This window comes from Noviherbaspirillum autotrophicum, from assembly GCF_000818395.1.
Classification (GTDB): Bacteria; Pseudomonadota; Gammaproteobacteria; order Burkholderiales; family Burkholderiaceae_D; genus Noviherbaspirillum; species Noviherbaspirillum autotrophicum.
Genome location: NZ_JWJG01000028.1, coordinates 49,296 through 74,945 on the forward strand (window position 1 = coordinate 49,296; position 25,650 = coordinate 74,945).

The window sequence follows — 25,650 nt, forward strand, 5'->3', positions numbered from 1 at the left end:
GTCCCCGGGCGGTCGCGCCTCAGTCGCCGATGATCTTGACCAGCACGCGCTTTTTGCGGCGGCCATCGAATTCGCCGTAAAAGATTTGCTCCCACGGGCCGAAATCGAGTTTTCCATCGGTAATAGCCACCACCGCTTCACGCCCCATCATCTGCCGCTTGATGTGGGCGTCGGCATTGTCCTCGCCGGTGTCGTTGTGGCGGTACTGGCGCAGCGGCTCATGCGGCGCCAGCTTTTCCAACCACGTATCGAAGTCGTGATGCAGCCCGGGTTCATCGTCGTTGATGAAGACCGATGCCGAGATGTGCATCGCATTGACGAGCGCCAGCCCTTCCCGGACGCCGCTTTCGGCCAGCGCTTCCTCGACCTCAGGCGTGATGTTGAGAAAGGCGCGGCGCGTGGGGATATTGAACCAGAGTTCCTTGCGGTAGCTTTTCATGTCGGATGCTCCTGTCCATGCTCGGGGATCGACGCATGCAACCGATTATCCGCTTCCGGGCAGCCGCCGCCATGATTTCGCTCGGTTCTGACATGCGGCGCCATGCGGGAAGGAACTTCCTCACCGCATGGATTGTCGTCCTGTAAGGGATTTCACAACAGTCACAAAACAAGCGTGGAGAAACGGCGTGAAAATTCTGTTATGGGCGATCGTCATTATTTTCCTGATCGGCTTGCTCGTGGTAACCGGCGTCCTGAAGCTGATCTTCTAGGTTGTCCGAACCGCTAGCGTCGTCGACTAGCCGGGCAGCCAGCGCTGGCTCGTCCACCGGCAGCGCCCAGCCGGACTGCCCGTTGCCTGCGCCGAGCAAGTCGTGCGCGTTCAGGATCGCATAGACGATGTCCGGATGGCGATCCAGGCAGCGCCGCACGGCGGCGGGGATCGACTGCCGGATTTTCCGGCACAAGCCCGGCTGCTCGGCGAGCCGGATGGCCAGCCCGCGCACCGTGCGCACTTCGCGCGCGCCGGGCGTGATGCGCAGCTCGATTCCCAGCTGCGCCTGCATGCGCCGCGCGACATGCTCGAGGTCGGCATAGCTGGCGATCGCCTCGATACGGGCGATCAGCCGTTTTTCTTCCTCCCGCGTCAGCCGCAATACCCGCAAATCGCCGCCGGGCGCTTGCAACAGATCGTCGCGGCCGCAGATGCAGGCGCCGGGCGGGCATTCCTTACGAAGTGGATATGAAACCGGTTCGACCATGAAGCTCGGCTGCTCGCAGGTTGGGAGCGAATTAGAGCTGGCGCCCGCGGTTTTCGTTTCACGAAAACGGGTGCCGGCCTCCTCCTACTGGAATGCGACCTCGGCAAAGCTGCGCAATTTCCGGCTGTGCAACTTGTCGACGCCCTGGCGGCGCAACAGCTCCACGGCGCGAATGCCGATGCGCAGATGCTGGTCGACGCGCTCGCGATAAAAATGGTTGGCCATGCCGGGCAGCTTGATCTCGCCGTGCAGCGGCTTGTCGGAGACGCACAGCAGCGTCCCGTACGGCACCCGGAAGCGGAAACCGTTGGCGGCAATCGTCGCGCTTTCCATATCCAGCGCGATGGCGCGGCTCTGGCTGAAGCGGCGCTCGGGCGTGCGATGCGGCAGCAGCTCCCAGTTGCGGTTGTCGGTGCTGGCCACCGTGCCGGTGCGCATCACCCGTTTCAGGTCGAAGCCGGTCAGCTGCGTGACTTCCGCCACCGCCGCTTCCAGCGCCAGCTGCACCTCGGCCAGCGGCGGGATCGGCACCCACAGCGGCAAATCTTCGTCGAGCACATGGTCTTCGCGCACGTAGCCGTGCGCCAGCACGTAGTCGCCGAGTTGCTGGGTATTGCGCAGCCCGGCGCAATGCCCGAGCATGAGCCAGGCGTGCGGGCGCAGCACGGCAATGTGGTCGGTGATGGTTTTGGCGTTGGCCGGTCCCACGCCGATATTGACCATGCTGATGCCGCTGCCGTCGGCGCGGATCAGGTGGTAGCCCGGCATTTGCGGCAGGCGCGGCGGGCGTACCCCGAGCTCGTCGCCCGGCTGCACGCCCTGACCGGCGCGGCGCGTGATCACGTTGCCCGGCTCGATGAAGGCAAGGTAGTGGTCTTCGTCTGCCGGCGCGTCGGGGTCTGGTGCGCGGTTCATGATTTCGTGGCCGAGGCGCACGAACTCGTCGATGTAGAACTGGTAGTTGGTGAACAGCACGAAGTTCTGGAAATGCTCCGGCGCGGTGCCGGTGTAGTGGCGCAGCCGCTGCAGCGAATAATCCACCCGCGGCGCGGTAAACAGCGACAGCGGATGCGCCTCGCCCGGCGGCGCTTCATAGGTGCCGTTGGCGATGCCGTCGTCCATCGCCGCCAGGTCCGGCAGGTCGAACAGGTCGCGCATGGCCAGGCGCCGCTCGGCGCTCATGTTGCCTTCGATATGGTCGTGCTCGGCAAACGAGAAATGGATCGGGATCGGCTGCGTGCTGGTGCCGATTTCGAGCTGCACCTGCTGGTGGTAACCGTGGTTCTTGAGCAGCAGGCGGAACTGCTCCAGATAGTAGCTGGAGAACAGGTCGGGCCGCGTGATGGTGGTCTCGTAGGTGCCCGGTCCGGCCACGAAGCCGTATGACAGCCGGGAGTCGGCGCGGGCGACGGTATCGGTGTGCACCCGCACGAACGGATAGCAGGCGCGCACCCGGCCGGGCAGGTCTTCGCCGTTGACGAAGCGCTGCAGGCAGTCGCGCAGGTGTGCGATGCTGCAATCGTAGATGGCCTGCACCTGCTTGAGCGCGGCGGCCGGGTCGTCGAATCGGGCGGGTGCGATGAAATTAGGCGTCAGCAACTTGCCACTCCTGAAGAAGAAGTCTGGGGGAAAAGCGGTTGTCGTTGCAGGTATTGTAACGAGGCCGCCCCGCTCCCGCTTGACATCGGCAGGAAATAATTCCGCGCGCACTCCCCATCGCATGGCAGACGAATGATCTCCCGAAACAGCCCTGCGTCGAGGTAAAGTAGCTACATTGGCATGTCGCTATAACGCCCGGGATCGTCGATGGAACACAGTCTGCTATTTAATGCCCTGATTTACCTTGCCGCCACCGTGCTGGCGGTGCCGATTGCCAAGCGGCTGGGACTGGGAGCGGTGCTCGGCTATTTGCTGGCGGGCATTGCCATCGGGCCGTGGGGATTGCGCCTGATCGAAGGCGTCGAAGTGATTCTGAGTTTTTCCGAATTCGGCGTGGTGCTGTTGCTGTTTTTGATCGGGCTCGGGCTCGACCCGAAGCGGCTGTGGTCGCTGCGCCGCTCGATCTTCGGCTGGGGTGCGCTACAGGTCGGCGTGTGCACGCTGTTGCTGTTCGGCGCCGCAGTCGCGCTGGGCGCGGCCTGGAAGATCGCGCTGATCGCCGCGCTCGGCCTGTCGCTGTCGTCGACCGCCATCGCACTGGCCACGCTGGACGAGCGCAACCTCACCAGAACACCGGCCGGCTCGGCCGGGTTTTCGATCCTGCTGTTCCAGGATATCGCCGCCATCCCGATGATCGCGCTCGTCCCCTTTCTCGGCGCGGGCGCGCGGGCACAAGCCGACGACGGCTGGATGGTGGCGTTGAAAGTATCCGCGGTGCTGATGGCGCTGGTGCTGTGCGGGCGCTACCTGATGCGCCCGGCCATGCGTTTCATTGCCAAGACCGGCTCGCGCGAAATATTCACGTCGTTCGCACTGCTGCTGGTGATCGCCATCGGCTGGCTGATGCAGTCGGTCGGCATGTCGATGGCGCTGGGCACCTTCCTGGCCGGCGTGCTGCTGGCCGATTCCGAATACCGGCATGCGCTGGAATCCGACCTGGAGCCGTTCAAGGGCTTGTTGATGGGCTTGTTCTTTACCGCCGTCGGTATGTCGGTCGACTTCGGCGCGTTCCTGGCCCAGCCGTTCCTGGTCGTGGGCCTGGTGCTGGCCCTGCTGGCGATCAAGATCGGCGCGCTGTACCTGCTTGCCAAATGGTTCGGCATTCCGCGCGGCGAGCAGGCGTTGTTCGCCTTCCTGCTGTCGCAGGGCGGGGAATTCGCCTTCGTGGTGTTTGGCGCGGGCGCCGCCGCGCAAGTGTTTTCCGAACAGGTCGCGTCGCTGCTGGTGGTCGTGGTGGCCCTGTCGATGGTGACCACGCCGCTACTGCTGATACTGTACGACAAGCTGATCGCACCGCGCTTCCGGCTGGACAAGCGCCGCGCGGCCGATCGCATCGAGCCGCAGGAAGCCCCGGTCATCATCGCCGGCTTCGGCCGCTTCGGCCAGATCATCGGCCGCATGCTGTTGGCCAACCGCATCCGCGCCACCGTGCTGGACCATGATGCGGACCAGGTCGACCTGTTGCGCAAGTTCGGCTTCACGGTGTTCTACGGCGACGCCACGCGCGCCGACCTGCTGCGTGCAGCGGGCGCGGCGACGGCGCGCCTGCTGGTGGTGGCCATCGACGACGTGGAGGATAGCCTGGCGCTGGTGGACCTGGCCCGGCGCGATTTTCCACACCTGACGATCCTGGCGCGCGCGCGTAACCTCACCCACTACTATGACTTGATGGACCGCGGCGTCACCATCATCGAGCGCGAAACCTTCGAAGCGTCGCTGCAGCTCGGCGGCAAGCTGCTGCAGGAGCTTGGCCATAGCCGCGCGCGCGCCCAGAATGTGGTGAACAAGTTCCGCGAACATAACCTGCGACTGCTGCAAGCTGCCTATCCGCATTACAAAGACCAGCCGCAGATGATCTCGATGGCCAAGCAGGGGCGCAAGGAGCTGGAAGACATGTTCGCGCGCGACGCCGAGGCGCTGCAGGCAGAAACGCGCGAAGCGGCCAACAGGTAGGCCGGCGGCAGGCGCTACGCGGCGGCGGCCATCAGCGACTCGAACGCCTCGGCGGCGAGCGCCTCCGAGAACAGGAAACCCTGCCCGTAATCGCAGCCGGCGCGCAGCAGAATATCCCTTTGCTCGGGCGTCTCGATGCCTTCCGCAACCGCCTGCAAGCCCAGCTCATGCGCCATCACGATGATCGACTTGACGATCGTGCGGTCGCTGGCGCTGCTGACCATTTCACGCACGAACGACTGGTCGATCTTCAGGTAATCGATGTCGAATTTCTTCAGGTACTGCATGGAGGAGTAGCCGGTGCCGAAGTCGTCGATCGCCACCTGGATGCCGGCGTCGCGGTACGCCAGCAGGCGCTCGGCGACCGCCGGCGACGCGTTGAGCAGCAGGCCTTCCGTGATCTCGACCGCCACGGCGCTGCCCAGCAATCCGAGCATGTCGAGGTACTGCAGCCAGCCCACCCCCTGCTCGGCCGCATGGAACTGGGCCGGCGATGCGTTGACGCTGACCTGCACGGTCTTGCCCAGCTGCGACTGCCACTGGCGCGAACGCCCGGCCGCCTGCCGGAACACCCAGTCGCCGATCTCGTTGATCAGGCCGGTTTCCTCGGCAATCGGGATGAACTGAGACGGCGGCACCGGGCCCAGCGTCGGGTGGTGCCAGCGCAGCAGCGCCTCCGCCTTGACGATGCGCCCGGTCGCCAGCTCCACCACTGGCTGGTAATGCACTTCCAGCTGCCCGACGGCGAGCGCCTCGCGCAAGTCGTTTGCCAGCCGCAGGCGGCGCTGCGCCCTTTCCTGCATCGAGGGCGTGAAGTAGCGGAACTGGTTGCGCCCGGCATGCTTGGCGGCGTACATCGCCTGGTCCGCATTCGTGATCAGCTGTTCGGCGGTGGCGGCATCGGCCTCGAACATCGTGATGCCGATGCTGCCCGAGATGTACACGGTCTGCTGGTTGATGAAAAACGGCTTGGCCAGCGCGCGCAGGATCTTCTGCGCCACGTCTTCGACATGCGCCAGGTCGACCAGCTCGGTCAGGATGACGGTGAATTCATCGCCGCCCAGGCGTGCCACGGTGTCCGACTTGCGCACGCAGGCGGTGAGGCGCTGCGCGGCTTCCACCAGCAACTGGTCACCAGCGTCGTGCCCGAGCAGGTCATTGACTTCCTTGAACCGGTCCAGGTCGATGAATATCAGGCTCATGGTGTGCGGCGAGCGCGGCGCCTTCCTGACCTCCTGGTCCAGCCGGTCGCGGAACAGGCGCCGGTTCGGCAAGCCGGTCAGGGCATCGAAATTGGCCTGGCGCCAAATCAGCTCGTCCGATTCCTTTTTCTCCGAGATGTCGGTGACGGTGCCAGTCATGCGCGACGGCAGGTCGCTGCTTTCATGGCCCACCACGATGCCGCGCGCGCGCACCCATTTCCAGCTGCCGTCGCTGCACTGGAAGCGGAATTCGAATGCCACCGGCATACCCACGCGCGCGGCTGCGCGCACGGCGTTGAGCGCGCCCTCCAGGTCGTCCGGATGCACGCGCTCCTTCCATGCCTCGATCCGGTTGGGAAAATCGTGCTCGCCGTAGCCGAACATTTCCCGGAAGCGCCGCGAAAACACGACTTCGCCGGTGCGTATGTTCCAGTCCCAGATGCCATCGCCGGCGCCTTCCACGGCCAGTTTCCAGCGCTCGTTGCTCGCCTGCAGCGCTTCCTTTGCCAGCACGTGCTCCGTCACGTCCTGCCCCTGGATGAAGATGCCCGCCATCTTGCCTTCGAGGTCCGTAAACGGCTGGAACACGAAATCGACGTACCGCTCGCTCAGCGGCGCATCGGGCTGCTGCTGCAGCATGGCCTTCATCTGGCGCCCGACAAAGGCTTCGCCTGTCCGGTACACCTGGTCCAGCAGGCAGCCGTAGCCCTGCGCGACGACTTCCGGCAAGGCCTCGACGACCGGCTTGCCGATCATTTCGCGGTGGCCGAACAGCTGGCAGAACGATTCATTGACCACATCGAGCACATGATCGGGGCCGCGCGTGATGGCGACGAAGCCGGGCGCCTGCCGGAACAGGTGCAATAAATGTTCGCGCTCCTGGTCGAGCAGGCGGTTGGCCGCCTCCAGCGCCTGCGCGCGGCTGAAGACGCTGCCGGCGATTTGGTAGTCGACATCGTCGCGCACCGGCAGGTCGCCCCTGCCCTGCTGCAGCCTGACCAGTTCCGTGACATCGATCGGGCTCTGGAACAGGAATGACACATTGCCCTGCGCGTCGAGCACCGGGGTGTGGATCAGGCTCCAGTAGCGCTCCTCGAACTCGCTTTTTCCCTCCGACGTGCGACGCGGGATGTTGTAGTGGACGAGCGCGAGATGGTCCGGCCGGCGGGTGCTCAGGACGCGTTGCAGCGATGCCTGAATGGTGGTGAGGCCGCGATCGGGAAGCATAGCGGGATCGACGGGAAAAACATCGAACAGACCGCCCCCCACGATCTCTTCCCGGGTACGGCTGGTCAAGCACAGGTAGGCGTCGTTCGCGCCAAGAATGACGAAATCGGTGGATAGCAGGAGGTAGGGAAACGGCGACGCATTAATCAGCGCCACCAGGTCCAGGTCATCGCACAATGCGCCCAGCTCGCTCATCGGATCGAGTCTCCCGCTTCTCATCGTAAAACAGCGCGATGAACAAGTCGCGATGAAAAATTGCTCATCAGCTATATCACCTTGTTAAAGCCGCAAACCCTTTGGTTCCTTCTCCTATGGTTCGTTTTTTTGCAAAAAGTTTAACTGGCAGGCACACATTCATTCCGTTCGTCGTGCTGACGCCACACCTCTTCGCCATTGCGGTCCGATGGCGGTATTGATGTTTGTCGCCGGCAAGATATCGAGCGCTTGCCGTGGTCGGCACGCTCAGCGGACTATCTTTTAAGGCAACAGGCGCGCCGGAATCAGGCGGCGGATTGCGCGGCCTGCGACGTCGCGACAGCGCGGGTTGTGCAGGCATATGCCGCCCATCAATCCCGCCACGCAGCCCAGCACCGTATCGAAGAAGCGCGCCTCGATCAGCATGTAGGGCGAGCCGTGCCCCAGCGTGGCCGCTTCGGCCAGCAGGATGGTCAGCGGCGTGATGAAGACCGCGGCCAGCGCGTAATGCCGCACCACGATCGATTCGATGATGAACGTCAGCGCCATCATCATCAGAGAAATGCTCCACTTGTCCAGCGGGATCAGCAGCAAGCCCCAGGACAGCAGCAGGCCGATACTGGTGCCGATCACGCGGTGCAGCTGCCTGGTCCAGACCGCGCGCAGCGACGTGCCCTGGATCACGGCCAGGCAGCTCACCGGGACCCAGTAGGCCTTTTGCAGCTGCAGCACCTGGGCCAGGGCGAGCGATAGGCCGACGAACACGCCGATGACCACCGAGTCGAATACCACGAAATCGAAGGTTGGCTCCGGCAAGGGAGCGACCGGCTTGGGCGCATGCAGGCGCAGCATGTAGACGCTGTAGAAAAAACCGATCACGCAGGCCAGCACGCTGCCCATCGCGATAAGCCCCACCAGCAGCGGCAGTTGCAGCAACTGGACCGGAGAATACGCGCCGATCGACGCGGCCATGATGAAAAACAGGCCGCCAGGCGGCCCCATGCCGTAAAAGCGGCAGACCATCATCACCAGCAGCGCAAGTACGGCCAGCACGGGCATCATTGCCACCGGAAAAAAGTGACTCATCAGCCCGAGCGTATAGCAGGCGATCATGCCGAAGGCGCAAGCCATCAGCGTGATCATGCGGTGATACAGCGGTGTGCCGGGCAGGTAGAGAAACACCAGGCCCCCGAGCGAGGACACCAGCCCGTAGCCGAGATGATCGAAATAGGCGCCGATCAGCAGCGGCAGGCCGGACGCCAGGGCCGCCGCGAACGGCATTTGCCAGGCCCGGTCGCTGGCTTGGATGATCGTCAGCTGACGCAGCTCTTCCCGCATCAGCGCCTGCAACCTGCTCCATCTGCCGGCGCGCGTCATCGGCTGCCTTTCTCGTTTTTCATTACGCGCTTGGACCGGGCGAACGGGTAAGCATTCCAAGCGACCACGGCGGCTACTTCTTCAGGCTGTCGCGGATTTCGCGCAGCAAGACGATATCTTCCGGTGTGGGTGCCGGTGCCGGGGGCGCCGACGGTTTTTCCTTCCTGAAGCGGTTCATCTGCTTGACCATGATAAAGATGACGAAAGCCAGGATGAGGAAGTTGAGCGTGACGGTCAGGAAGTTGCCGTATGCAAGCACCGCTCCCGCCTTCTTGGCTTCGGCCAGCGTATCGGCGCTCTGGCCCGCCAGCGGAATGAAGTAGTTGCTGAAGTCCAATCCGCCGAACAGCTTGCTGACCACCGGCATGATGACGTCGCCGACCAGCGAATCGACGATCTTGCCAAACGCACCGCCGATGATGACGCCGACGGCGAGATCCATGACGTTGCCCTTGACGGCAAATTCCTTGAATTCACTCATGATGCTCATGGATAGGATTCCCTGAAAGGTTGGAAAAGAGACTGCCGGCCGAAGACGGTTTTTAAGATTATGCCATTCAGAAACGGAATATCGTTGGCGGGCGTTGGTTGGGGGATATCCACAGTACAATAAGATTCTCCTCGCAGTTACCATCGCCCTTCCGCATGACGACTTCACCGACCGGCCTCGCACCCTGGATCCAACGCCTGAGCAATCAGGAAATTCCGGTCTTGCGGCAAACCGCCCGCGCGCTTGCCGATGTGCGCCAGTATGCCGACAGCGTCGGCGTGCGCAAGATCGCCGCCATCGTGCTCAACGATCCGCTGATGACGGCGCGAGTGTTGCGATTCGTGGCCAGTCGCCGCAGCCGGCGTCAGTTGCAGGACCTGTCAACGGTCGAACATGCGGTGATGATGCTGGGCGTCGAGCCTTTCTTTCATCACTTCGCGCAATTCGACATCATCGAAGACCGGCTCAAGCCCTATCCGCAGGCATTGCTCGGACTGCTGCATGTGGTGCGGCGCGCCCAGCGCGCGGCGCGTTATGCGCTTGACTGGGCCACCTGGCGCCACGACCTCAACAGCGAGGAAGTGGCAATCGCCGCGCTGCTGCACGACCTGGCCGAAATGCTGGTCTGGTGCGCGTCGCCGCAGCAGGCGCTGGGCATCCAGGCGCTGCAGGCGGACAACCTCGCCATGCGCAGCGCCGACGCCCAGACGGCCGTACTCGGCTTTGCATTCAACGACTTGCAAACCGTGCTGTGCAAGGACTGGCAATTGCCGGAACTGCTGGCGAACCTGATGGACGACAAGCACGCCGGGCGCGGGCGGGTGAAGAATGTCAAGCTGGCGGTCGATCTGGCGCGCCACTCCGCCCACGGCTGGGACGACCCGGCGCTGCCGGACGACTTCCGCGCCATTGCCGCGCTGATGAATATCGACGAGGCGACGCTGCAGCTCAGGCTGGGCTTGCCGCGTCCCGCCGCAGGCTAAAACGAGCGGCCGAACTCGCTTTTACTCGGAAAAGCCGAGAAGTTGCGCGATGTCATTGCGCCCGGAGCGTAGCGCGAACGGATCAGGCATCGATGGATGCCACCGGACTGGAACCGCCCGGGCCACAAGCGCGTCAGCATCTGGGCCACGGGCGAGCTGGAGGGAAAACGAACGTCCTAGAAATACTTCTTGAGGACTTCGCCGAACGCTTCTTCGACGGACTTGCCCTGCTTCATCAGGGTGGTGATCTCATCCGAATGTTCGGAAATCGTCGACGGCAGCGTCTGGCGATTGTTCTTGAAGTATTCGTAGCGTTGCGCGGCGAACTGCTCTTCCAGGCGGGCTGCGCTGGTGCGCGGCGTACCGCTGGCCCGCACCACGCGCGCGCCGCGCACCGAGGAAGCGGTGCGCACGCCGGCAATCGCCGCCTTCACCTGGTCGAGCGTATAGACCGAGGTCGCGTTGGCGCCTGCGAATTCTTCCTCGGAAGGACGCAACAAGTGGTGGTTGCGGTCGAACGCCATCGTCTTGTCGAGCGACGTGATGATCTGGTAGCTCGGCTCGGCGCCGATGCTGACACGGGAAAACTGCACGCGGTCGCCATAATCGACCATCTTTGCCATGACCGCCTTGAGATATTCGACTGGAAGGCTATCGAAATTGCCGTTCCAGCGCTTGCTTCTAGATGTAACCAATCTGCTCTGCTTTCAAAAAAGTTGCTCATTTTCCTACAGCCTGCATATGCCGCATGCGGCAACGTCAGGCAGGGGGCGCATTATCTCCTGATTATCCTCTGTATTGGCTGAACACGCTTTGATCTATCGGACCAGCCCTTGTTCTGCGCGGGCCATGGCCGTGTTGCACAACCGCATTACCTGTCCGAATCGCATGGCTATTGGGCGCCGGCGGCCATCGCAACTGCGCTCTCATTGTCACAATACTGCATCCGGTGCTTTTCGCCTTGCGCAATGACGACGTGCATGCGCGACAAGTGAACTGGTTGCCTATCCTCCAATCGGATGAGCATGTCCTCCCCCGAGGTACGTATTGGCGCCAACTTGCGTATTGCCAATAATTAGCGTAACCGGCGCTCCGGCCCGCCCGGCGGTAGCCATGACTCTGATATATGAAGGACAAGTAAGTATGCTGCGACAAGCAATGTGGGCGATCTCGATTTCCTGCCTGGGCGGCGGGCTCATCGCAACAGCGACCGCCGTCGCGGCGCCGGCGGTCGAATCGGCGCACGCGGAGCCGTCCCGGGGCGAACTCGTCAATGAATCTGGCCGCCTGCGCATGCTGGCCGAACGCATGGGCAAGGCTTATGCGCAAATCGCGTTGAACGTCATGCCCGACAAGGCGCGCGAACAGATGGCGCAGTCGCAAAAGCGCTTCGAGGACAATCTGCGCTTCGTCGCGCGCGGCGCTAACACGCCGGAACTCAAGAGTCAGTTGCAAGCAGTCACCACCGCCTACCGCTCCTACGCGCTTGCACTGACCGTGCCGCCGACCCGCGACAGCGTGGCGCTGGCGCATCGCCAGACCGAGCAAGTGGTGGCCGACGCGGACCGCCTCACGGCGGCATTCGATGCCCACGCCCAGGGCGGCACCGCCAAGATCGTCAATATCTCGGGGCGCGAGCGCATGCTGTCGCAACGCCTGGCGCGGCTGTATTTCGCCGCTGCGCTCTCCGGCAACAACAAGAGCGACATCGAGAAATACCGCATCGAATTCAAGAATGCGCTCGTGACGCTGGAAGGCGCGCCCTTGTCGAGCCCGGAAATCAAGCGCGAGCTGGAACTGGCCAAGACCCAATGGCTTTTCTTCGACCAGGCCATGCAAGGCATCGGTGATACCGCCAGCAATATCCGCAATGTCGCCACCACCAGCGAGCGCCTGCTCGAAACGATGGACAACATCACGGCCATGTACAGCAATTCGCTCAAGTACCTGGTCGGGGCCTTGCCCGCCTGGATCGCGTCCGGCATCGCCTGATCCAGCCCGGAAGCCGCGCCAGCCGGCACGACGGGAGCTGCGCGCCGCACCGGAAAAGCAGTTCCTCTTGGATTATCCCACGCAGTGCGAGGGGGCCGCAGCGGCGCCGTTTGCGCTGCCGCGCCGCCGGCGTCGGTTATACTTCAGCCCCCAATCATTTCTGCACTAATCGAGGAATCATGTCTGCCATACCCGCCTGCCCCCAATGCGCCATGGAGAACACTTATCCGGACGCGGACAACTATGTGTGCGCCGACTGCGGCCACGAGTGGCCGCAGTCGCAGGCTGCGCAGGCGGAAGAACCGGCCGGCGCGGCAGTCAAGGATGCCAATGGCAATGTGCTCAGCGACGGCGACGCAGTGGTGCTGATCAAGGACCTGAAAGTCAAAGGCTCGTCCATCACCCTGAAGATGGGCACCAAGGTCAAGAGCATCCGCTTAGTCGGCGGCGACCATGAAGTGGACTGCAAGATGGATGCGGGCAATTTCATGCTCAAGGCGTGCTACCTGCGCAAGGCGTGAGCCGCCTCTTCACACCAACCTGTTCCAGCCTAAAAAAATGAAGATCGACGCTTTTCTCAAGAAACTCAACGATGTGCCCGAGTCAGTCACCTTCGACGACACCATGGCCGTCATCGGCGACGCCTATGAATTCACGCCGGCCGCCTTTACCAATGGCGCGCTCAGGAACGAAGCCGGCCAGAATTCCGGCTCGTGCAAGCTGTTTGCATTCGCCAAACTGAATGCCTTGTCGGAGCAGCAGACGCTGGCCTGCTTCGGCGCGTACTACCGCGAAGACGTGCTGAAGAACCCGAACGGCAGCGACCACCAGAACATCCGCAATTTCATGAAAACCGGCTGGTCCGGCGTGCAGTTCGACAGCATGCCGCTGCAGCCCAAGGCGGCGTAACTCCTCCTCTTCGCAACGCCCCAGGGCGCGCCACGCCTGCGCCCTGCCCGGCCCGCGCTCAAGCCGGCATCACGACGGCCTGCCTGCCATAGGCGACCACGTGGCCGCCGTTTTCCCGCCGCCACATGCGGACGCCCCACCCGGTCCAATCCCTGCCTCGCAAAATGTTGCTTTATTGCAAAAATTGATTTTCCTCATGTTTTTCCTGAACATGCCGAGATATAGATAAAAATTGGCGCGGCAATTTCACGTCTTGGCGGCGACAACGCACTGACAAGGTGCAGAAGGAGCGGACAAAGCATGAAAAGAATCTTGTCGATACAGTTCCTGGCGGCCGCGGTCCTTCTGTTGTCCGGCCTCGCGACCATGGCCGGCTGGCTCATGCGCGAAGCGGCACTGGTGCGGGTCACTCCCGAATTCGTCGGCATGGTGTTCAGCACCGCCTTGGGCTTTACGGTCATCGGCGCCGCCTTGCTGCTGCCGCTGGCTGCGCAAAAGCCGGACCGGCCCCAGGCCGCGCTCGGATGGATTCTGGCCGGCCTTGCCTGCACGACGCTGGCCGAGTACCTCGCCGGCGTGCCCTCGCCGTTCAACCTGCCCTGGCTCCATGACTGGCTCGCCGACGGCAACCCGGTGCCGGGACGGATGGCGCCCAATACCGCCGTCGGCTTGCTGCTGGCAGGTTTCGCGCTGATAACGATGCACCGGGTGCAGTCGAAGCTGGCCGGCGGCGCAATCCAGGTCGCCACCTTCCTGCTGCTCGTGCTGGGATTCGTCGGCCTGGCCAGCCATTGGCTGCACCTCGATTTGCTGTATTCCTGGCTGCCCGCCAAGCGCGTGGCGGTCCAGTCCGCAGCCGGCATGATCGTGGCCGGCGTCGGGCTGTGGGACCAGTGGCGCCGCTGCGAATGGTACCGCTCGCAGCGATACTTCCGGGACGACGAAAAGACCGGCTATGTCGCAGCAACCATCCTGAGCGTGATTGCGCTAACGGCCGGCATCGTCGGCTTCGCGGTGCAGCAGGCAACGCTCGGCAAGACCCTGGGCGAGAACCTGCTGGCGCAGCTCGACAACCAGCGCACGCTCTTCCAGACCGTGCTGCTGGAGGCGGTAGCCGACGCCGACAGTATCGCCGAGCGCTCGCATCTGGCGGAGCTGGCTCGCGCGCGCGCCACGCATCCGGACAATCCCGATGCGGTAGCCCGCCTGCGCGCCGCCGGCCAGGGCCTGCTCGCGACGCGCTACAGCGGCGTCGTCATCCACGACGCGCAAGGCCGGGAATTGCTGCGCGCAGGCCGCTTCGTGCAACAGCCCCAGATCGAGGTCGCGCTCGGGCTGAGCCAGCCGTCGTCGCTGCTGTGGCAGGAAGGCGTGGTTTTCCATACGCGCCTTGCGCTGCGCGACGAGCGCGGGGTCGTCGGCACCGTCACGCTCGAACAGCCGCTTCCCTTGATTACCGGCCAGCTCGCACGCACGGAAGGTTTCGGCCAGACCGGAGAGCTGGGCGTGTGCGCGCGCCAGGCGCAGCTGCTGCGCTGCTTTCCGCAGCGCCGCAATCCGCAGGTGCACGTGATCCCGGAACGGAACGCTTCCCGCCAGCCGGGGCCGATGGCGCGCGCCGTGCAGGGCCGCACCGGCATCTTCACCGGGCGCGACTACCGGGGTCGCAACGTCATTGCCGCCCACGGGCCGCTGAGCATGACTGGGCTGGGCATGGTGATCAAGCAGGACACCGAGGAGCTCTATCAGCCGATCCGCGGGCAGCTCCATCTGTTCCTGCCGCTGCTGCTGGTGCTAGTGGTGGGCGGCGCGGCGCTGCTGCGCTCACAGGTCAAGCCGCTGGTCGGCATGCTGCTGCAATCCGAGCGGGAGGCAAGCGCGCGCGAACTGCATATGCGCACCGTCGTCGACAACGTCGCGGAGGGCATTATCACGTTCGACGAAGATGGCGTGATCGCATCGTTCAACAGCGCCGCTGCACGCATCTTCGGCTATTCGCCAGCCGAAGCGGCCGGCATGCGCATTACCGCGCTGTTGGCGGCGGAACCGGGCGCCGGGGACGATGCCGGCGTGCAGCGCCGCCTGTGCGACGGGCTCGCTCACTGCGCCGGCGCATGCACCCGCGAAGTGACGGCAGTGCGGCGCAACGGCGAGCGCTTCCCGCTCGAGCTGTCCATCAGCGCCATGTGCATCGACGAGCGCCGGCTGTTCGTCGGCATCGCGCGCGACATATCGGAACGCAAGAAGGCGGCCGAGCAGGTGCAGCACCTGGCGCACTACGACTTGCTGACCGACCTGCCCAACCGCGCGCTGCTGGGCGACCGCTTGCGGCAGGCGATCGCCCAGGCCAGGCGCGACCAATGCCGGATGGCGCTGCTGTTCATCGATCTCGACAAGTTCAAGCCCGTCAACGACACCTTCGGCCACGAGGCAGGCGACCTGCTGCTCAAGCAAGTGGCGCGGCGGCTGCGCGATGGCTTGCGCGAGTCGGATACGGTGGCGCGCGTCGGCGGCGATGAATTCATCGTCCTGCTGCCGCAGATCGAGTCGGCGCAGACCGCGGTGCGCGTGGCGGAAAAGCTGCTTGCCGCGCTCAACGTCCCATTCATCATCGCCGGCCACGAGATCGGCATTTCCGCCAGCATTGGCGTTGCCATCTACCCGGAAGACGGCAACGATCAGGAAGAACTGATGCGCGCCGGCGATCGCGCGATGTACCACGCGAAAGAAAACGCGGGCGGTGCGGTCGCTTCCTTCAGCCAACTGCGCGCTGCGGCGTTGCCTGGAGCAATGGCCCAATGAGCGCCATTTCATTTCCCGGTTGAACATCCGAAGCGCTGCGCAATGCGTCCTTTGATATCGCTCAAATAATCAAATCTTCACGCGCACGAACCGGAGAAACGGACTTCATAAGCGAGAGTCCGAATCCGTTTGTAGCTCGAACCAGAAGCGGATGGCGCGGCAGGCCCTCCTCTGGCTCGCCGCTGTCCCTTCTCCGGGCCTAGGCAAAGGAACGATGCAATGAGCCTGACCCTCTCTTCCGCCGCATTCGCTCCCGGCGGCAGTATCCCGCCGGTACATACCTGCGACGGCAGCGATGCGTCGCCGCCCTTGTCCTGGTCCGGCATTCCGCCCGGTACCCGCAGCCTGGCGCTGGTGGTGGACGACCCCGACGCGCCTGACCCGGCGGCGCCGCAGCGCGTATGGGTGCACTGGGTGCTCTACAACATCCCGCCGGAGGCTGCCGGCCTGCCGCAGGGCGTGGGCAGCGACAATCTTCCGTCCGGCACGCGCGAGGGAAAAAACGACTGGAAGCGCACCGGCTACGGCGGCCCCTGCCCGCCCATCGGCCGCCACCGGTATTTTCACAAGCTCTATGCGCTCGACATCGTCCTGCCCGACCTGAACCATCCGGCCAAGCGCGATCTCGAGCAAGCCATCGAAGGCCATGTGCTCGAACGCGCCGAACTGATCGGCTTGTACCGGCGGCCGTAACCGATTGACGCGCCAGGCCGCAACGCCCTGCGAGCCGGCACAACAGCACAAGAAGGAGACCGACGTGAAAACCGAATCCGCATCGTCACCAAGATGGATCACCCTGCTGGGCGCCGCCGTGCTGGGTGCAGCCGGCATGTATTTTTCCGATCCGATGCGCGGCCGGCGTCGGCGCGCATTGCTGCAGGACCAGATGCGCCATCTGCGCGCGACGACAGCGCGCGGCGCGGATGTGACCGCGCGCGACTTGTCCAACCGGCTGACCGGCATGCAGGCGCGCTTGCGCAGCCTGCTGTCCCGGCGCAGCGCGATCGCCGACGACGATCTCGTGGTGGCGCGCGTGCGCGCCAAACTGGGCCGGGTGGTGTCGCATCCGCACGCGATCGAAGTCGCTGCGCAGCAGGGACAGATCAGCCTGCGCGGGCCGGTCCTGGCACACGAAACGGACAACCTGCTACGAGCCGTGCGCGCCGTTCCCGGCGTGACCGGCATCGACGACCGGCTGCAGGCGTACAAGCGCCAGAGCGGCGTATCCAGCCTGCAGGGCGGCAACGCACGAGCGGCGATGCGCTCCGCATTCATGCAGGAAAACTGGACGCCGGCGCTGCGTGGCGCGGCCCTGGCCGGCAGCGGCGCCTTGGCCGTGCTCGGGCTGATGCGGCGGCGGCCGGCGGCCCTCGCCCTGGTCGCGGCTGGCGTCACGCTGGCCGCGCGCGCCCTCAGCAACCGCCCGGTGCGGCGCCTGACCGGGTATCACGCGGGGAATCGCGCGGTCGACCTGCAAAAAACCATCGACATCTCGGCATCGCCGCAGGAAGTGTGGGACGCCTGGGCCAATTATGAAAACTTCCCTCGCTTCATGTCCCACGTGCTGGAAGTGCGCGACCTGGGCGACCTGCGGTCGCACTGGGTGGTCCGGGGGCCGATGGGCGCGCGCATCGAATGGAATGCTGGCCTGACCGAATGCAAGCGCCCTTCCGTCATCGCCTGGAAGAGCGAGCCCGGTGCGGTGGTGGAACATGGCGGCATCGTGCGCTTCGATCCGTCCGAAAGCGGCACGCGCGTCACCGTGCGGCTGTCCTACAATCCGCCGGCCGGCGCCCTCGGGCACGGCGTGGCCGTACTGCTTGGCAGCGATCCCAAACGGGAAATGGACGACGACCTGATGCGCATGAAAAGCTTCATCGAGACCGGTATTCTGCCGCGCGACGCGGCGCAGCACGGCACCGTCGCCAGCCGCAGCCTGCACTGATCTTGCTGCCCCCGTTGCAACGGACCTGGCGCCAGCCGGGCCTATTGCCTTCGCCTGCAGCGGCTGCCCGCGCCGCTTCTTGCACGCCAGGAACTGGCTTGCGCAGGCGTATCGTGGCGGCCCCGGTGCTTTCAGGGCCAGTTGACATGGATCATTGAAATCGGCCGGCGCCCCGATTACGGTAGGTCGATGTCAACCCGGACGACCATCATGCCCCTTCCCGCCGCGACCGCCACGCCTACCGATGAGCGTTGCGCCGTATTCCGGCTGCGCGGCGTTTCCAAGATTTATACGATGGGCGAAGTGCGCGTACCTGCGCTGATGGATGTCGATCTCGACTTGTACGACGGCGAGTTCGTGGTCCTGCTGGGCGCTTCCGGCAGCGGCAAGTCAACGCTGCTCAACATCCTGGGCGGGCTGGACACACCCAGCGCCGGCAGCGTGGCCTATCTGGACCACGACCTGAGCCACGCGGGCGACGCCGGCCTGACGCGCTTTCGGCGCGAGCATGTCGGGTTCGTGTTCCAGTTCTACAACCTGATTCCCAGCCTGACCGCCCTGGAAAACGTGCAGCTGGTCACCGAGATCAGCCCGTCGCCGATGGATGCGGCCGAGGCGTTGACGCTGGTGGGTCTGGGCGACCGCCTGCACCACTTCCCGGCGCAGCTGTCGGGCGGCGAGCAGCAGCGGGTAGCGATCGCGCGCGCCATCGCCAAGCGGCCCGACGTGCTGCTGTGCGACGAGCCGACCGGCGCGCTCGACTTCCGCACCGGCAAGCTGGTGTTGCAGGTGCTGGAGCGCATCAATCGCGAACTCGGCACCACCACCGTCATCATCACCCACAATGCCGCCATCGCCGGCATGGCGCACCGCGTGGTGTCGATCAGCAGCGGCCGGATCACCCGCATCGAGCAGAACGCGGCGCGCCTGTCGCCGGACGAGGTGACGTGGTGAGCGCATTGGCGATGTCCTCGCTCGACCTGAAGATGCTGCGCGACCTGTGGCGCATGCGCAGCCAGGCATTGGCCATCGCGCTGGTGGCGATGTGCGGCATCGCCACGTTCGTCACCATGCGCGGCGGCTACGAAGCGCTGCTGGCGGCGCAATCCGCGTACTACGAGCATTACCGCTTTGCCGACGTGTTCGTCAACGTCAAGCGCGCCCCGCTCTCTCTGCTCGAACGGGTGCGCGCCATCCCCGGCATCAACGACGCCGACGGCCGGGTCGTGTTCGACGCCTCGCTCGACGTGCCCGGCCTGGACGAGCCGGCCACCGGGCGCCTGGTGTCGCTGCCGCTGCAGCCGGGCACCGGCCTGAACCGCGTCCACCTGCGCGCCGGGCGCCTGCCGCAGGCCGAGGGCCGGCGCGAGGTGCTGGTCAGCGAAGCGTTCGCCCAGGCGAACAACCTGAAGCCGGGCGACAGTTTGGCGGCCATCATCAATGGCCGCAAGGAGCGGCTGCGCATGGTCGGCATCGCGATTTCTCCTGAATATGTCGCCGAAATCAACGGCAACAGCTTCCCCGACAACCGGCGCTTTGGCGTGATGTGGATGGCGCGCGACGAGCTGGCCGCCGCGCTCGACATGCGCGACGCCTTCAACGACCTGTCGGTGACGCTGGCGCCGCACGCCAGCGAAAAGCAAGTCATCGAAAAGCTCGACGCGCTGCTGGGCACCTACGGTTCGCTCGGCGCGTACGGCCGGGAAGACCATGTGTCGCACCACTTCCTCGACAACGAGCTGGCATCGAACAAGGTCAGCTCGAGCATCATCCCGGCGATTTTCCTGGGCGTCGCCGCCTTCCTGATCCATAACGTGCTGCTGCGGATCACCGCGCTGCAGCGAGCGCAAATCGCCCTGCTCAAGAGCTTCGGCTACAGCGATGCGGCGGTCGGCATGCATTACCTCAAGTTTTCCCTGCTGACCGTGATGACTGGCGCGCTCGCCGGCATCGGCCTTGGCAGCTGGCTGGGCAACGGGCTGGCGGTGCTGTATGCGCGCTTCTACCATTTTCCGGAGCTGGAGCTGAAGCTGTCGGCCTTTTCCATGTTGGTCTCGCTGCTGGCGGCCGTGGCAGCGGCCTCGGTGGGCGCGGCATTCGCCGTCAGGCGCGTGCTGGCGCTGGCGCCGGCCGAAGCCATGCGTCCCGAGGCGCCCGCGCATTTCAAGCCCGGCCCGCTGGAACGCCTCGGCCTGCAACGCTTCATGCCGCTGTCGCTGCGCATGGTGCTGCGCAACCTGGAACGCAATCCGGCCAAGTCGCTGCTGTCCATCCTCGGCCTGGCGCTGGCGATGTCGCTGCTGGTCAGCGGCCAGTACACCTTCGACGCGCTCAACGAAATCATCCGCCTGCAGTTCCGCACCGCCCAGCGCGACGATGTGACGGTGGCCTTCAACGAGCGACGCGACGTCTCGGTGGCGCACAATCTGGCATCGCTGCCGGGCGTGCTGCGGGTCGAGCCGTTCGACAGCGTGCTGGTCAGGATGCGATTCGGGCATCGCAGCAAGAAGACCATCGTCAACGGGCTGGCGCCGGGGCGCGAGTTGCGCATGGTGCTGGACGAACGCGAAAGGCCGGTCGAGCTTCCTCAGGAAGGCCTGGTGCTGACCAAGATGCTGGCGCAGATCCTGGACGCGCATACCGGCGACGTGCTGACGCTGGAACTGCTGCAGGGACAGCGCCAGACCGTGCGGGTGCGGGTGGCCAGCATCGTCGACGAGCCGATCGGCACCTTTTCCTACATGGATCGCGCCGCGCTGGCGCACCTGATTGCGGAACCGGACAGCGCCTCCGGCGCCTTCCTCGCGATCGATCCGCAACGCCAGGCCGAACTCTACCGCACGCTCAAGACCGTGCCCGCGATCCGCAGTGTGACCTTGCGCGAAGCGACGCTGCAAAGCTTCCTGTCGACCGTCGCGGAAAACATGAAGATCAACACCTTCGTGCTGGTGGCGTTCGCCTGCGTGATCGCAATGGGCGTGGTTTACAACTCGGCACGCATCGCCTTGTCCGAGCACGCCATCGAGCTGGCCAGCCTGCGCATTCTCGGCTTTACCCGCGCCGAGGTCGGCCGCATGCTGCTGGGCGAACAAAGCCTGCTGACGCTGGCGGCGATCCCGCTCGGATGCGCGCTCGGCTACGGCCTGTCGGCCTGGCTGTCGGTGCTGCTGAGCCAGGAATTGTTCCGCATTCCGCTGGTCGTCAGCAGCCGCACCTTCCTGATCTCGATCGCCGTGGTGCTGGCATCGGCCACCCTCTCCGGGTTGCTGGTGTGGCGCAAGGTCAAGAAACTCGATTTGATTGAAGTCCTCAAGACACGTGAATAAACCATGGATTCCCGCATAGAAGCCGCTGCCGTTCAAACCACCGAGCACCGCTCACGCCGCGTTCGCACCTGGCTGGGCGCGCTCGCCGCGGCGGCGCTGCTGTTCGCCTTGCTCTGGATGCTGTTTGCGCCGGACCCGATCCGGGTGGAACTGGCCACCGTCACGCAGGGGCCGATGCAAGTGACCGTCGACAACCAGGGCCAGGTGCGCGCGCACGACAAGTACGTGGTGGCCGCGCCGGTGGCCGCCGGACTGTTGCGGGTGGAGCTGCACGACGGCGACCCGGTGCAGCGCGGACAGCTCGTTGCCACGCTCGATCCCCTGCCGATGGATGCCCGCCAGCGGCAGGAAGCGGTGGCACGGCTGGATGCGGCGCGTGCGCTGTCGCGCGAAGCCGCGCTGCGCGTGCAGCGCGCCGACACCGACCTGCAGCTTGCAGTCAACGAGCGCGCCCGCGTGGAGCGCCTGGTCGCAGACCGGTTCGTGTCGCCGCAGGCGCTCGACAAGGCGGTCAGCGCGGAAAGCGCGGCACGCGCCGAGCGGGCCGCCGCGAAATCGCGCGAACAGGCGGCGCAGGCCGACGTCCGAGCGGCCGACGCGGCGTTGCTTTCCGCTGACAGCAGCGGCGAAGACCGCACGCTGGCACTCTCTTCCCCGGTCGGCGGCTACGTGCTCAAGGTGCATGAAAAAAGCGCGCGCACGGTCGCCGCCGGCACGCCGCTGGTCACGATCGGCGACCCGGCCCGATATGAAATCGTGGTCGACGTGCTGTCCACCGATGCCGTCAAGGTCAAGCCCGGCAATACGATGCTGCTGGAAGGCTGGGGCGGCGGCAAGACCCTGCGCGCCAGGGTGCGCCTGGTCGAGCCGGTGGCGTTCACCAAGGTTTCGGCGCTGGGCGTGGAGGAACAGCGCGTCAACGTCATCGCCGACCCGGTCGACGAACTGGGGCCGCTGGGTGACGGCTACCGGATCGAGGCGCGCATCGTGATCTGGTCGGATGACAAGGCCGTCAAGGTCGCGGGTAGCAGCCTGTTTCGCGTTGACGGCGCCTGGCATGTATTCGTAGCCGACGGCAATCACGCACGCGAGCGCGAAGTGCAGGTCGGACAGCGCAACCAGGATGAAGCACAGATCCTATCCGGACTGAAACCCGGCATGACCGTGGTGCGGTATCCGAACAACCAGCTGGCAGACGGCGCGCGCATCGCGGCAGCCAATGGCGAAGGCAAGCGGTAGACGAAAAAAGAAGCGGGCTGCCTCTTCGCCGGAGCTAATCTACAAGTTTCGGCTTCCCCTATTTTCCCGACCCGCCCAGGGCGCGGCACGCCACTTTATTGTAGAGTAGACAATATGCTTTTTCACTGGGCACTGCGTGAAAGGCAGTAGCGACTGTCCGCCTTTTTCGATTTTTTATCTGCCCGCATAAATCAAGTTAAACAGAATATGTACCAATGCCCGCATTGTGATCAGCCAGGAATTTCGTACCTAAGAAAATGGTGGTCCTTTGCTGCTGCGCCGACACAATGTAATCGGTGTGAGAAGCTAAGCTATGTTCCCGATACAGTATCTAACGGAATTTTTAGCGTTGGCGTTCTGCTGCTCGTGCTTACCGTTGTATTTGCGATTGAAACGAAGTCGTTGACCGTAGCGGCGCTAGGATTTGCTGGTTCGGTGGCTTGTTATTGTTTTCTATGGCATGTGGTTAAGCTGCGACCGACGTCGCCCGAGCAAGCTGCATCAGCACGGAAATTGAGCTGGGGTATGCTGATTATTGCTGGAGTTGCTGCGTTACTTAGCTAAAGGAAAAGGTATGGCCGCACGTCTGTTTAACTCGTCGCTCGACGCCCACACTGCGTGTGGGTCAGCTCGGCGTTAGGCATCAGTCAAAGCGGACTTTCAGCATGCGCAGTGTGCGCTTGCTGCTTCATTCGTTCATCTACAGGGAACCTCATGATCAAAATCAGTATTCTGTATCCTAATCAAAGCGGTGCCAGGTTCGATTTCAAGTACTACACCGAAGTGCATATGCCGCGCTCCATTCAGCTCCTGAGTGCGCACCCGGGCTTTAGAGGTATTTCTGTTGAGCGCGGTGTCGGCGGACCAGTGCCTGGCTCTGCACCGACTTATATCGCCATGTGCCACTTTCTGTTCACAAACGTCGAGGCATTTCTGGAGGCTTTCATGCCTCATGCGCCGGAGCTTCAAGGCGATATACCGAATTACACCAGTGTTGAGGCTGTCATTCAGTTCAATGAGGTTCTTATCCAGCAAAGCGTCTGAACACCGGACATAACGCAGCGGCAGCATCGCCGGTCATGCCAAAAACAAACATCCTATAGCCAGTACATTGGAGCGTCACCTTGATTTCCAGATTATTTATCCTCGCTACGCTACCGCTGCTTTTCGCTTCAGGCTGCACCACATCGACCGCTTATCTGTCCCTGCAAGAAATGCAGCGCGACGCATGCGAAAAAAATTCCGACATGCAAGAACGCCAAAGGTGCCGGGCACAGGCGAATACCTCTTACGACGATTACAAGCAGCAGCGCGAGGCGGCAAAGACTGCGCGCTGATAAAAGCGGAGCACAGTCAGCCGTGCAATCCGGACCCGCCAGTCGCAGCGCCTGTCAGACTTCATGCTTCCTATGAACCGAGATTCCTACAATAAAATCGCACGGGAATGGAGTGACGCCCGCAGAGATTTTTTCGGGCGGGAGCGCGCGTATCTCAATTCGGTATTGGAAGCGGCGCCTGCGGGTGCCGCGATTCTGGACCTGGGCTGCGGCACCGGACGCCCGATGGCGGAATACGCGGTATACCGGGGATACTGCATCATTGGGGTAGACCAATCGGAGTCCTTGCTGGACCTGGCGAAGGCCCGTCTCCCGCAGCAGCACTGGATTCTCTCCCCCATTGAAACCGTCGAGATCGGGAACGGGTATGCGGGCGCCATTATCTGGGACTCGCTGTTTCATATTCAGCGTTCCGAACATGAAAGCATATTGCGCAAGGTCGTCGACGGCTTGCCGCCGGGCGGCCGCCTGATGCTGACCGTCGGAGGATCGGCGCACCCTCCATTCTCGGACGTCATGTTCGGGCAGCCGTTCTTCTATGATTCCAACACGCCTGCAGAGACCGAGCAGATTCTGCGCGGCCTTGGCTGCCGGTTGGTACTTGCGGAGTTCATGAACGTACCCGATGGCGCTGCGGACAAGGGCCGCTACGCCATCGTCGCGGAAAAGACATGACGACGTGCTGTCGGCAGCGGCACTGAGACGCCGCCGATCTCTTAGCGCGTTTTACCTGCGCATTCAGGTTCGGCATGCGCAAGTCCACGTTGCGCCCGCCGTGCATCCCGAAAGGCGCGTTCGGTCTCGCTCAGGCCACTCTGACGGACGTCGCGTGCAGATGTTCTTCCGGCAGCGGCGGATGTACATTGGCCCGCCGCAGGAAGCGCTGTTCGCTGCCCGGGTCCTGCAGGTGCAGCATTTGCGCCGCCATCACGTCGAACACCGGCACGTCGCCGGCTGGATGGGCGCACAGGCGGTGCCGCACCCTGCCCTCGGGCGTGAGCACATCGATGTTGGCGAACGCCGCGATCCGGATGCGGTAGCGGTTGCCGCTGCGCCCGCCGGTGACGTGGAAGTACCGGAAATTGCGGAACTCCTCACGCTGCTGCGGGTTGAGCAGCTTCATCAGCAGGCTGAGCGAACGGCGCTTGGCGCGCCGCTCATCCCGCATTTCCCCCTGCCGCACCAGCTCGTTGTTGCGCTGGTTTTCGACCACCTGGTCCCTGAGCCAGCCGTACAGCCCGTGCAGGCTGGAGCCGCCCTGCGCGTCGCCGGCGCGCCGGGCATCGGGGCGCGTGTCGCGCGTATCGGCGCCGCCGAGGAAGCGGCGCAGGGCCCGCCATGCGGCGCTCAGGATGGGCATGTCAGCCTCCTACCGTCCTCGGCACCATCACTACTTCTTCCATCGTCGGGTCGAATTCCTTGAGCGTATGCTTCGCCTCCGCCTTGGTTTTCGAGCCGAATCCCGTGTAACCGCGCTTGACCAGGTTGTCGAACGTATCTTTCGCGACCGCGATCTCCTCCAGTTTGTCGGTGTTCCACTTCAATTCCTTGTGCCCGGATTTGTCCATGATGCTCATTTCGCCGACCAGCGATTGAGGTGCCTTATCCATCATTCATACTCCTTGCTAACTGACTTCCAAATAAACTCCCTGATGGTGCCGACTGCAGTTTTTTCGTATGCGAAGTTCATGCCTGGACTTGAGACGTTATCCGGCCACTCCATGCACTCTAGACATCACCGCTGCAAACAAGATCAATTTGCGCCTAAGAAGCTGTGATTTATCTCAATGACGATGCGCCATATCAACAAAACCG

At 63.8% G+C, this 25,650-nt stretch carries 22 protein-coding genes and 1 pseudogene; 14 read left to right on the top strand and 9 right to left on the bottom strand.

Translation table 11 applies throughout. The features are described 5' to 3' along the window. Positions 1-19: 19 nt before the first annotated feature. Positions 20-439: a secondary thiamine-phosphate synthase enzyme YjbQ gene (locus tag TSA66_RS01550; RefSeq protein ID WP_040038729.1), complete on the bottom strand. Its 420-nt coding sequence runs from the start codon at positions 437-439 to the stop codon at positions 20-22. 187 nt (positions 440-626) lie between these two features. On the opposite strand from TSA66_RS01550, the gene TSA66_RS28275 reads away from it, so the two are divergent. Then, a complete protein-coding gene (locus TSA66_RS28275; RefSeq protein WP_456299442.1) occupies positions 627-710 on the top strand; it encodes a small membrane protein YohP in 84 nt (27 codons plus the stop codon). Positions 711-800: 90 nt separating this feature from the next. On the opposite strand, the pseudogene TSA66_RS01555 reads toward TSA66_RS28275, so the two are convergent. Together TSA66_RS01555 and TSA66_RS01560 are read right to left on the bottom strand one after the other, a co-directional pair. Next, positions 801-1,199 (bottom strand): annotated as a pseudogene (locus tag TSA66_RS01555) (hypothetical protein); the annotation flags it as partial. Positions 1,200-1,283: 84 nt separating this feature from the next. Further along, positions 1,284-2,798 carry an AMP nucleosidase gene (locus TSA66_RS01560; RefSeq protein WP_040038730.1) on the bottom strand — a complete coding sequence of 505 codons (1,515 nt, stop codon included), beginning with the start codon at positions 2,796-2,798 and terminating at the stop codon, positions 1,284-1,286. Between the two features lie 207 nt (positions 2,799-3,005). Between TSA66_RS01560 and kefC the strand changes: the two genes are divergently transcribed. Next, complete coding sequence (kefC, locus tag TSA66_RS01565; RefSeq protein ID WP_040038731.1) at positions 3,006-4,811, top strand: glutathione-regulated potassium-efflux system protein KefC; 1,806 nt, start codon at positions 3,006-3,008, stop codon at positions 4,809-4,811. A 14-nt stretch (positions 4,812-4,825) separates the two neighbouring features. On the opposite strand, the gene TSA66_RS01570 is transcribed toward kefC, so the two are convergent. The 3 genes from TSA66_RS01570 to mscL all read right to left on the bottom strand — a co-directional run bounded on the left by TSA66_RS01570 (position 4,826) and on the right by mscL (position 9,302). Further along, positions 4,826-7,459 carry a sensor domain-containing protein gene (locus TSA66_RS01570; RefSeq protein ID WP_084199186.1) on the bottom strand — a complete coding sequence of 878 codons (2,634 nt, stop codon included), beginning with the start codon at positions 7,457-7,459 and terminating at the stop codon, positions 4,826-4,828. Positions 7,460-7,717: 258 nt separating this feature from the next. Beyond that, positions 7,718-8,812: an FUSC family protein gene (locus tag TSA66_RS01575; protein ID WP_040038732.1), complete on the bottom strand. Its 1,095-nt coding sequence runs from the start codon at positions 8,810-8,812 to the stop codon at positions 7,718-7,720. Positions 8,813-8,885: 73 nt separating this feature from the next. Beyond that, a complete protein-coding gene (gene mscL / locus TSA66_RS01580) occupies positions 8,886-9,302 on the bottom strand; it encodes a large conductance mechanosensitive channel protein MscL (protein ID WP_040038733.1) in 417 nt (138 codons plus the stop codon). Between the two features lie 155 nt (positions 9,303-9,457). Between mscL and TSA66_RS01585 the strand changes: the two genes are divergently transcribed. Continuing rightward, a complete protein-coding gene (locus tag TSA66_RS01585; protein WP_040038734.1) occupies positions 9,458-10,285 on the top strand; it encodes an HDOD domain-containing protein in 828 nt (275 codons plus the stop codon). Between the two features lie 176 nt (positions 10,286-10,461). Here the strand turns inward: TSA66_RS01585 and TSA66_RS01590 are convergent, their stop codons facing one another. Continuing rightward, entirely contained in the window at positions 10,462-10,980 is a 519-nt protein-coding gene (locus TSA66_RS01590) for a hypothetical protein (protein ID WP_040038735.1), read from the bottom strand. Positions 10,981-11,428: 448 nt separating this feature from the next. Here TSA66_RS01590 and TSA66_RS01595 point away from each other — a divergent pair, with 448 nt between their 5' ends. The 11 genes from TSA66_RS01595 (at position 11,429) to TSA66_RS01650 (ending at position 24,510) form a co-directional block, all read left to right on the top strand. After that, a complete protein-coding gene (locus TSA66_RS01595) occupies positions 11,429-12,277 on the top strand; it encodes a type IV pili methyl-accepting chemotaxis transducer N-terminal domain-containing protein (protein ID WP_198358669.1) in 849 nt (282 codons plus the stop codon). Between the two features lie 179 nt (positions 12,278-12,456). Beyond that, complete coding sequence (locus TSA66_RS01600) at positions 12,457-12,798, top strand: zinc ribbon domain-containing protein YjdM (RefSeq protein ID WP_040038737.1); 342 nt, start codon at positions 12,457-12,459, stop codon at positions 12,796-12,798. Between the two features lie 37 nt (positions 12,799-12,835). Continuing rightward, positions 12,836-13,186: a HopJ type III effector protein gene (locus TSA66_RS01605; protein ID WP_040038738.1), complete on the top strand. Its 351-nt coding sequence runs from the start codon at positions 12,836-12,838 to the stop codon at positions 13,184-13,186. 300 nt (positions 13,187-13,486) lie between these two features. Then, positions 13,487-15,988, top strand: a complete 2,502-nt coding sequence (locus tag TSA66_RS26695; RefSeq protein WP_052452005.1) for a diguanylate cyclase domain-containing protein — start codon at positions 13,487-13,489, stop codon at positions 15,986-15,988. A gap of 219 nt (positions 15,989-16,207) precedes the next feature. Beyond that, a complete protein-coding gene (locus TSA66_RS01615) occupies positions 16,208-16,681 on the top strand; it encodes a YbhB/YbcL family Raf kinase inhibitor-like protein (RefSeq protein ID WP_040038739.1) in 474 nt (157 codons plus the stop codon). 64 nt (positions 16,682-16,745) lie between these two features. Then, entirely contained in the window at positions 16,746-17,933 is a 1,188-nt protein-coding gene (locus TSA66_RS01620; protein WP_157691562.1) for an SRPBCC family protein, read from the top strand. 210 nt (positions 17,934-18,143) lie between these two features. Then, positions 18,144-18,887, top strand: a complete 744-nt coding sequence (locus tag TSA66_RS01625; protein ID WP_040042051.1) for an ABC transporter ATP-binding protein — start codon at positions 18,144-18,146, stop codon at positions 18,885-18,887. Further along, positions 18,881-21,259, top strand: coding sequence for an ABC transporter permease (locus TSA66_RS01630; protein WP_198358671.1), 2,379 nt, complete (start codon positions 18,881-18,883; stop codon positions 21,257-21,259). Before TSA66_RS01625 ends, TSA66_RS01630 begins: the two co-directional genes overlap by 7 nt. 3 nt (positions 21,260-21,262) lie before the next feature. Next, positions 21,263-22,498 (top strand): efflux RND transporter periplasmic adaptor subunit, encoded by a 1,236-nt coding sequence (locus TSA66_RS01635; protein ID WP_052452007.1) that lies wholly within the window; start codon positions 21,263-21,265, stop codon positions 22,496-22,498. Between the two features lie 714 nt (positions 22,499-23,212). Continuing rightward, entirely contained in the window at positions 23,213-23,542 is a 330-nt protein-coding gene (locus TSA66_RS01640; protein ID WP_040038740.1) for an EthD family reductase, read from the top strand. 365 nt (positions 23,543-23,907) lie between these two features. Further along, positions 23,908-24,510, top strand: a complete 603-nt coding sequence (locus tag TSA66_RS01650; RefSeq protein WP_040038741.1) for a class I SAM-dependent methyltransferase — start codon at positions 23,908-23,910, stop codon at positions 24,508-24,510. Positions 24,511-24,640: 130 nt separating this feature from the next. On the opposite strand, the gene TSA66_RS25265 is transcribed toward TSA66_RS01650, so the two are convergent. After that, a complete protein-coding gene (locus TSA66_RS25265; protein ID WP_052452009.1) occupies positions 24,641-25,195 on the bottom strand; it encodes a hypothetical protein in 555 nt (184 codons plus the stop codon). 1 nt (position 25,196) lies between these two features. After that, positions 25,197-25,448: a hypothetical protein gene (locus TSA66_RS01660; protein WP_040038742.1), complete on the bottom strand. Its 252-nt coding sequence runs from the start codon at positions 25,446-25,448 to the stop codon at positions 25,197-25,199. Positions 25,449-25,650: the final 202 nt, after the last annotated feature.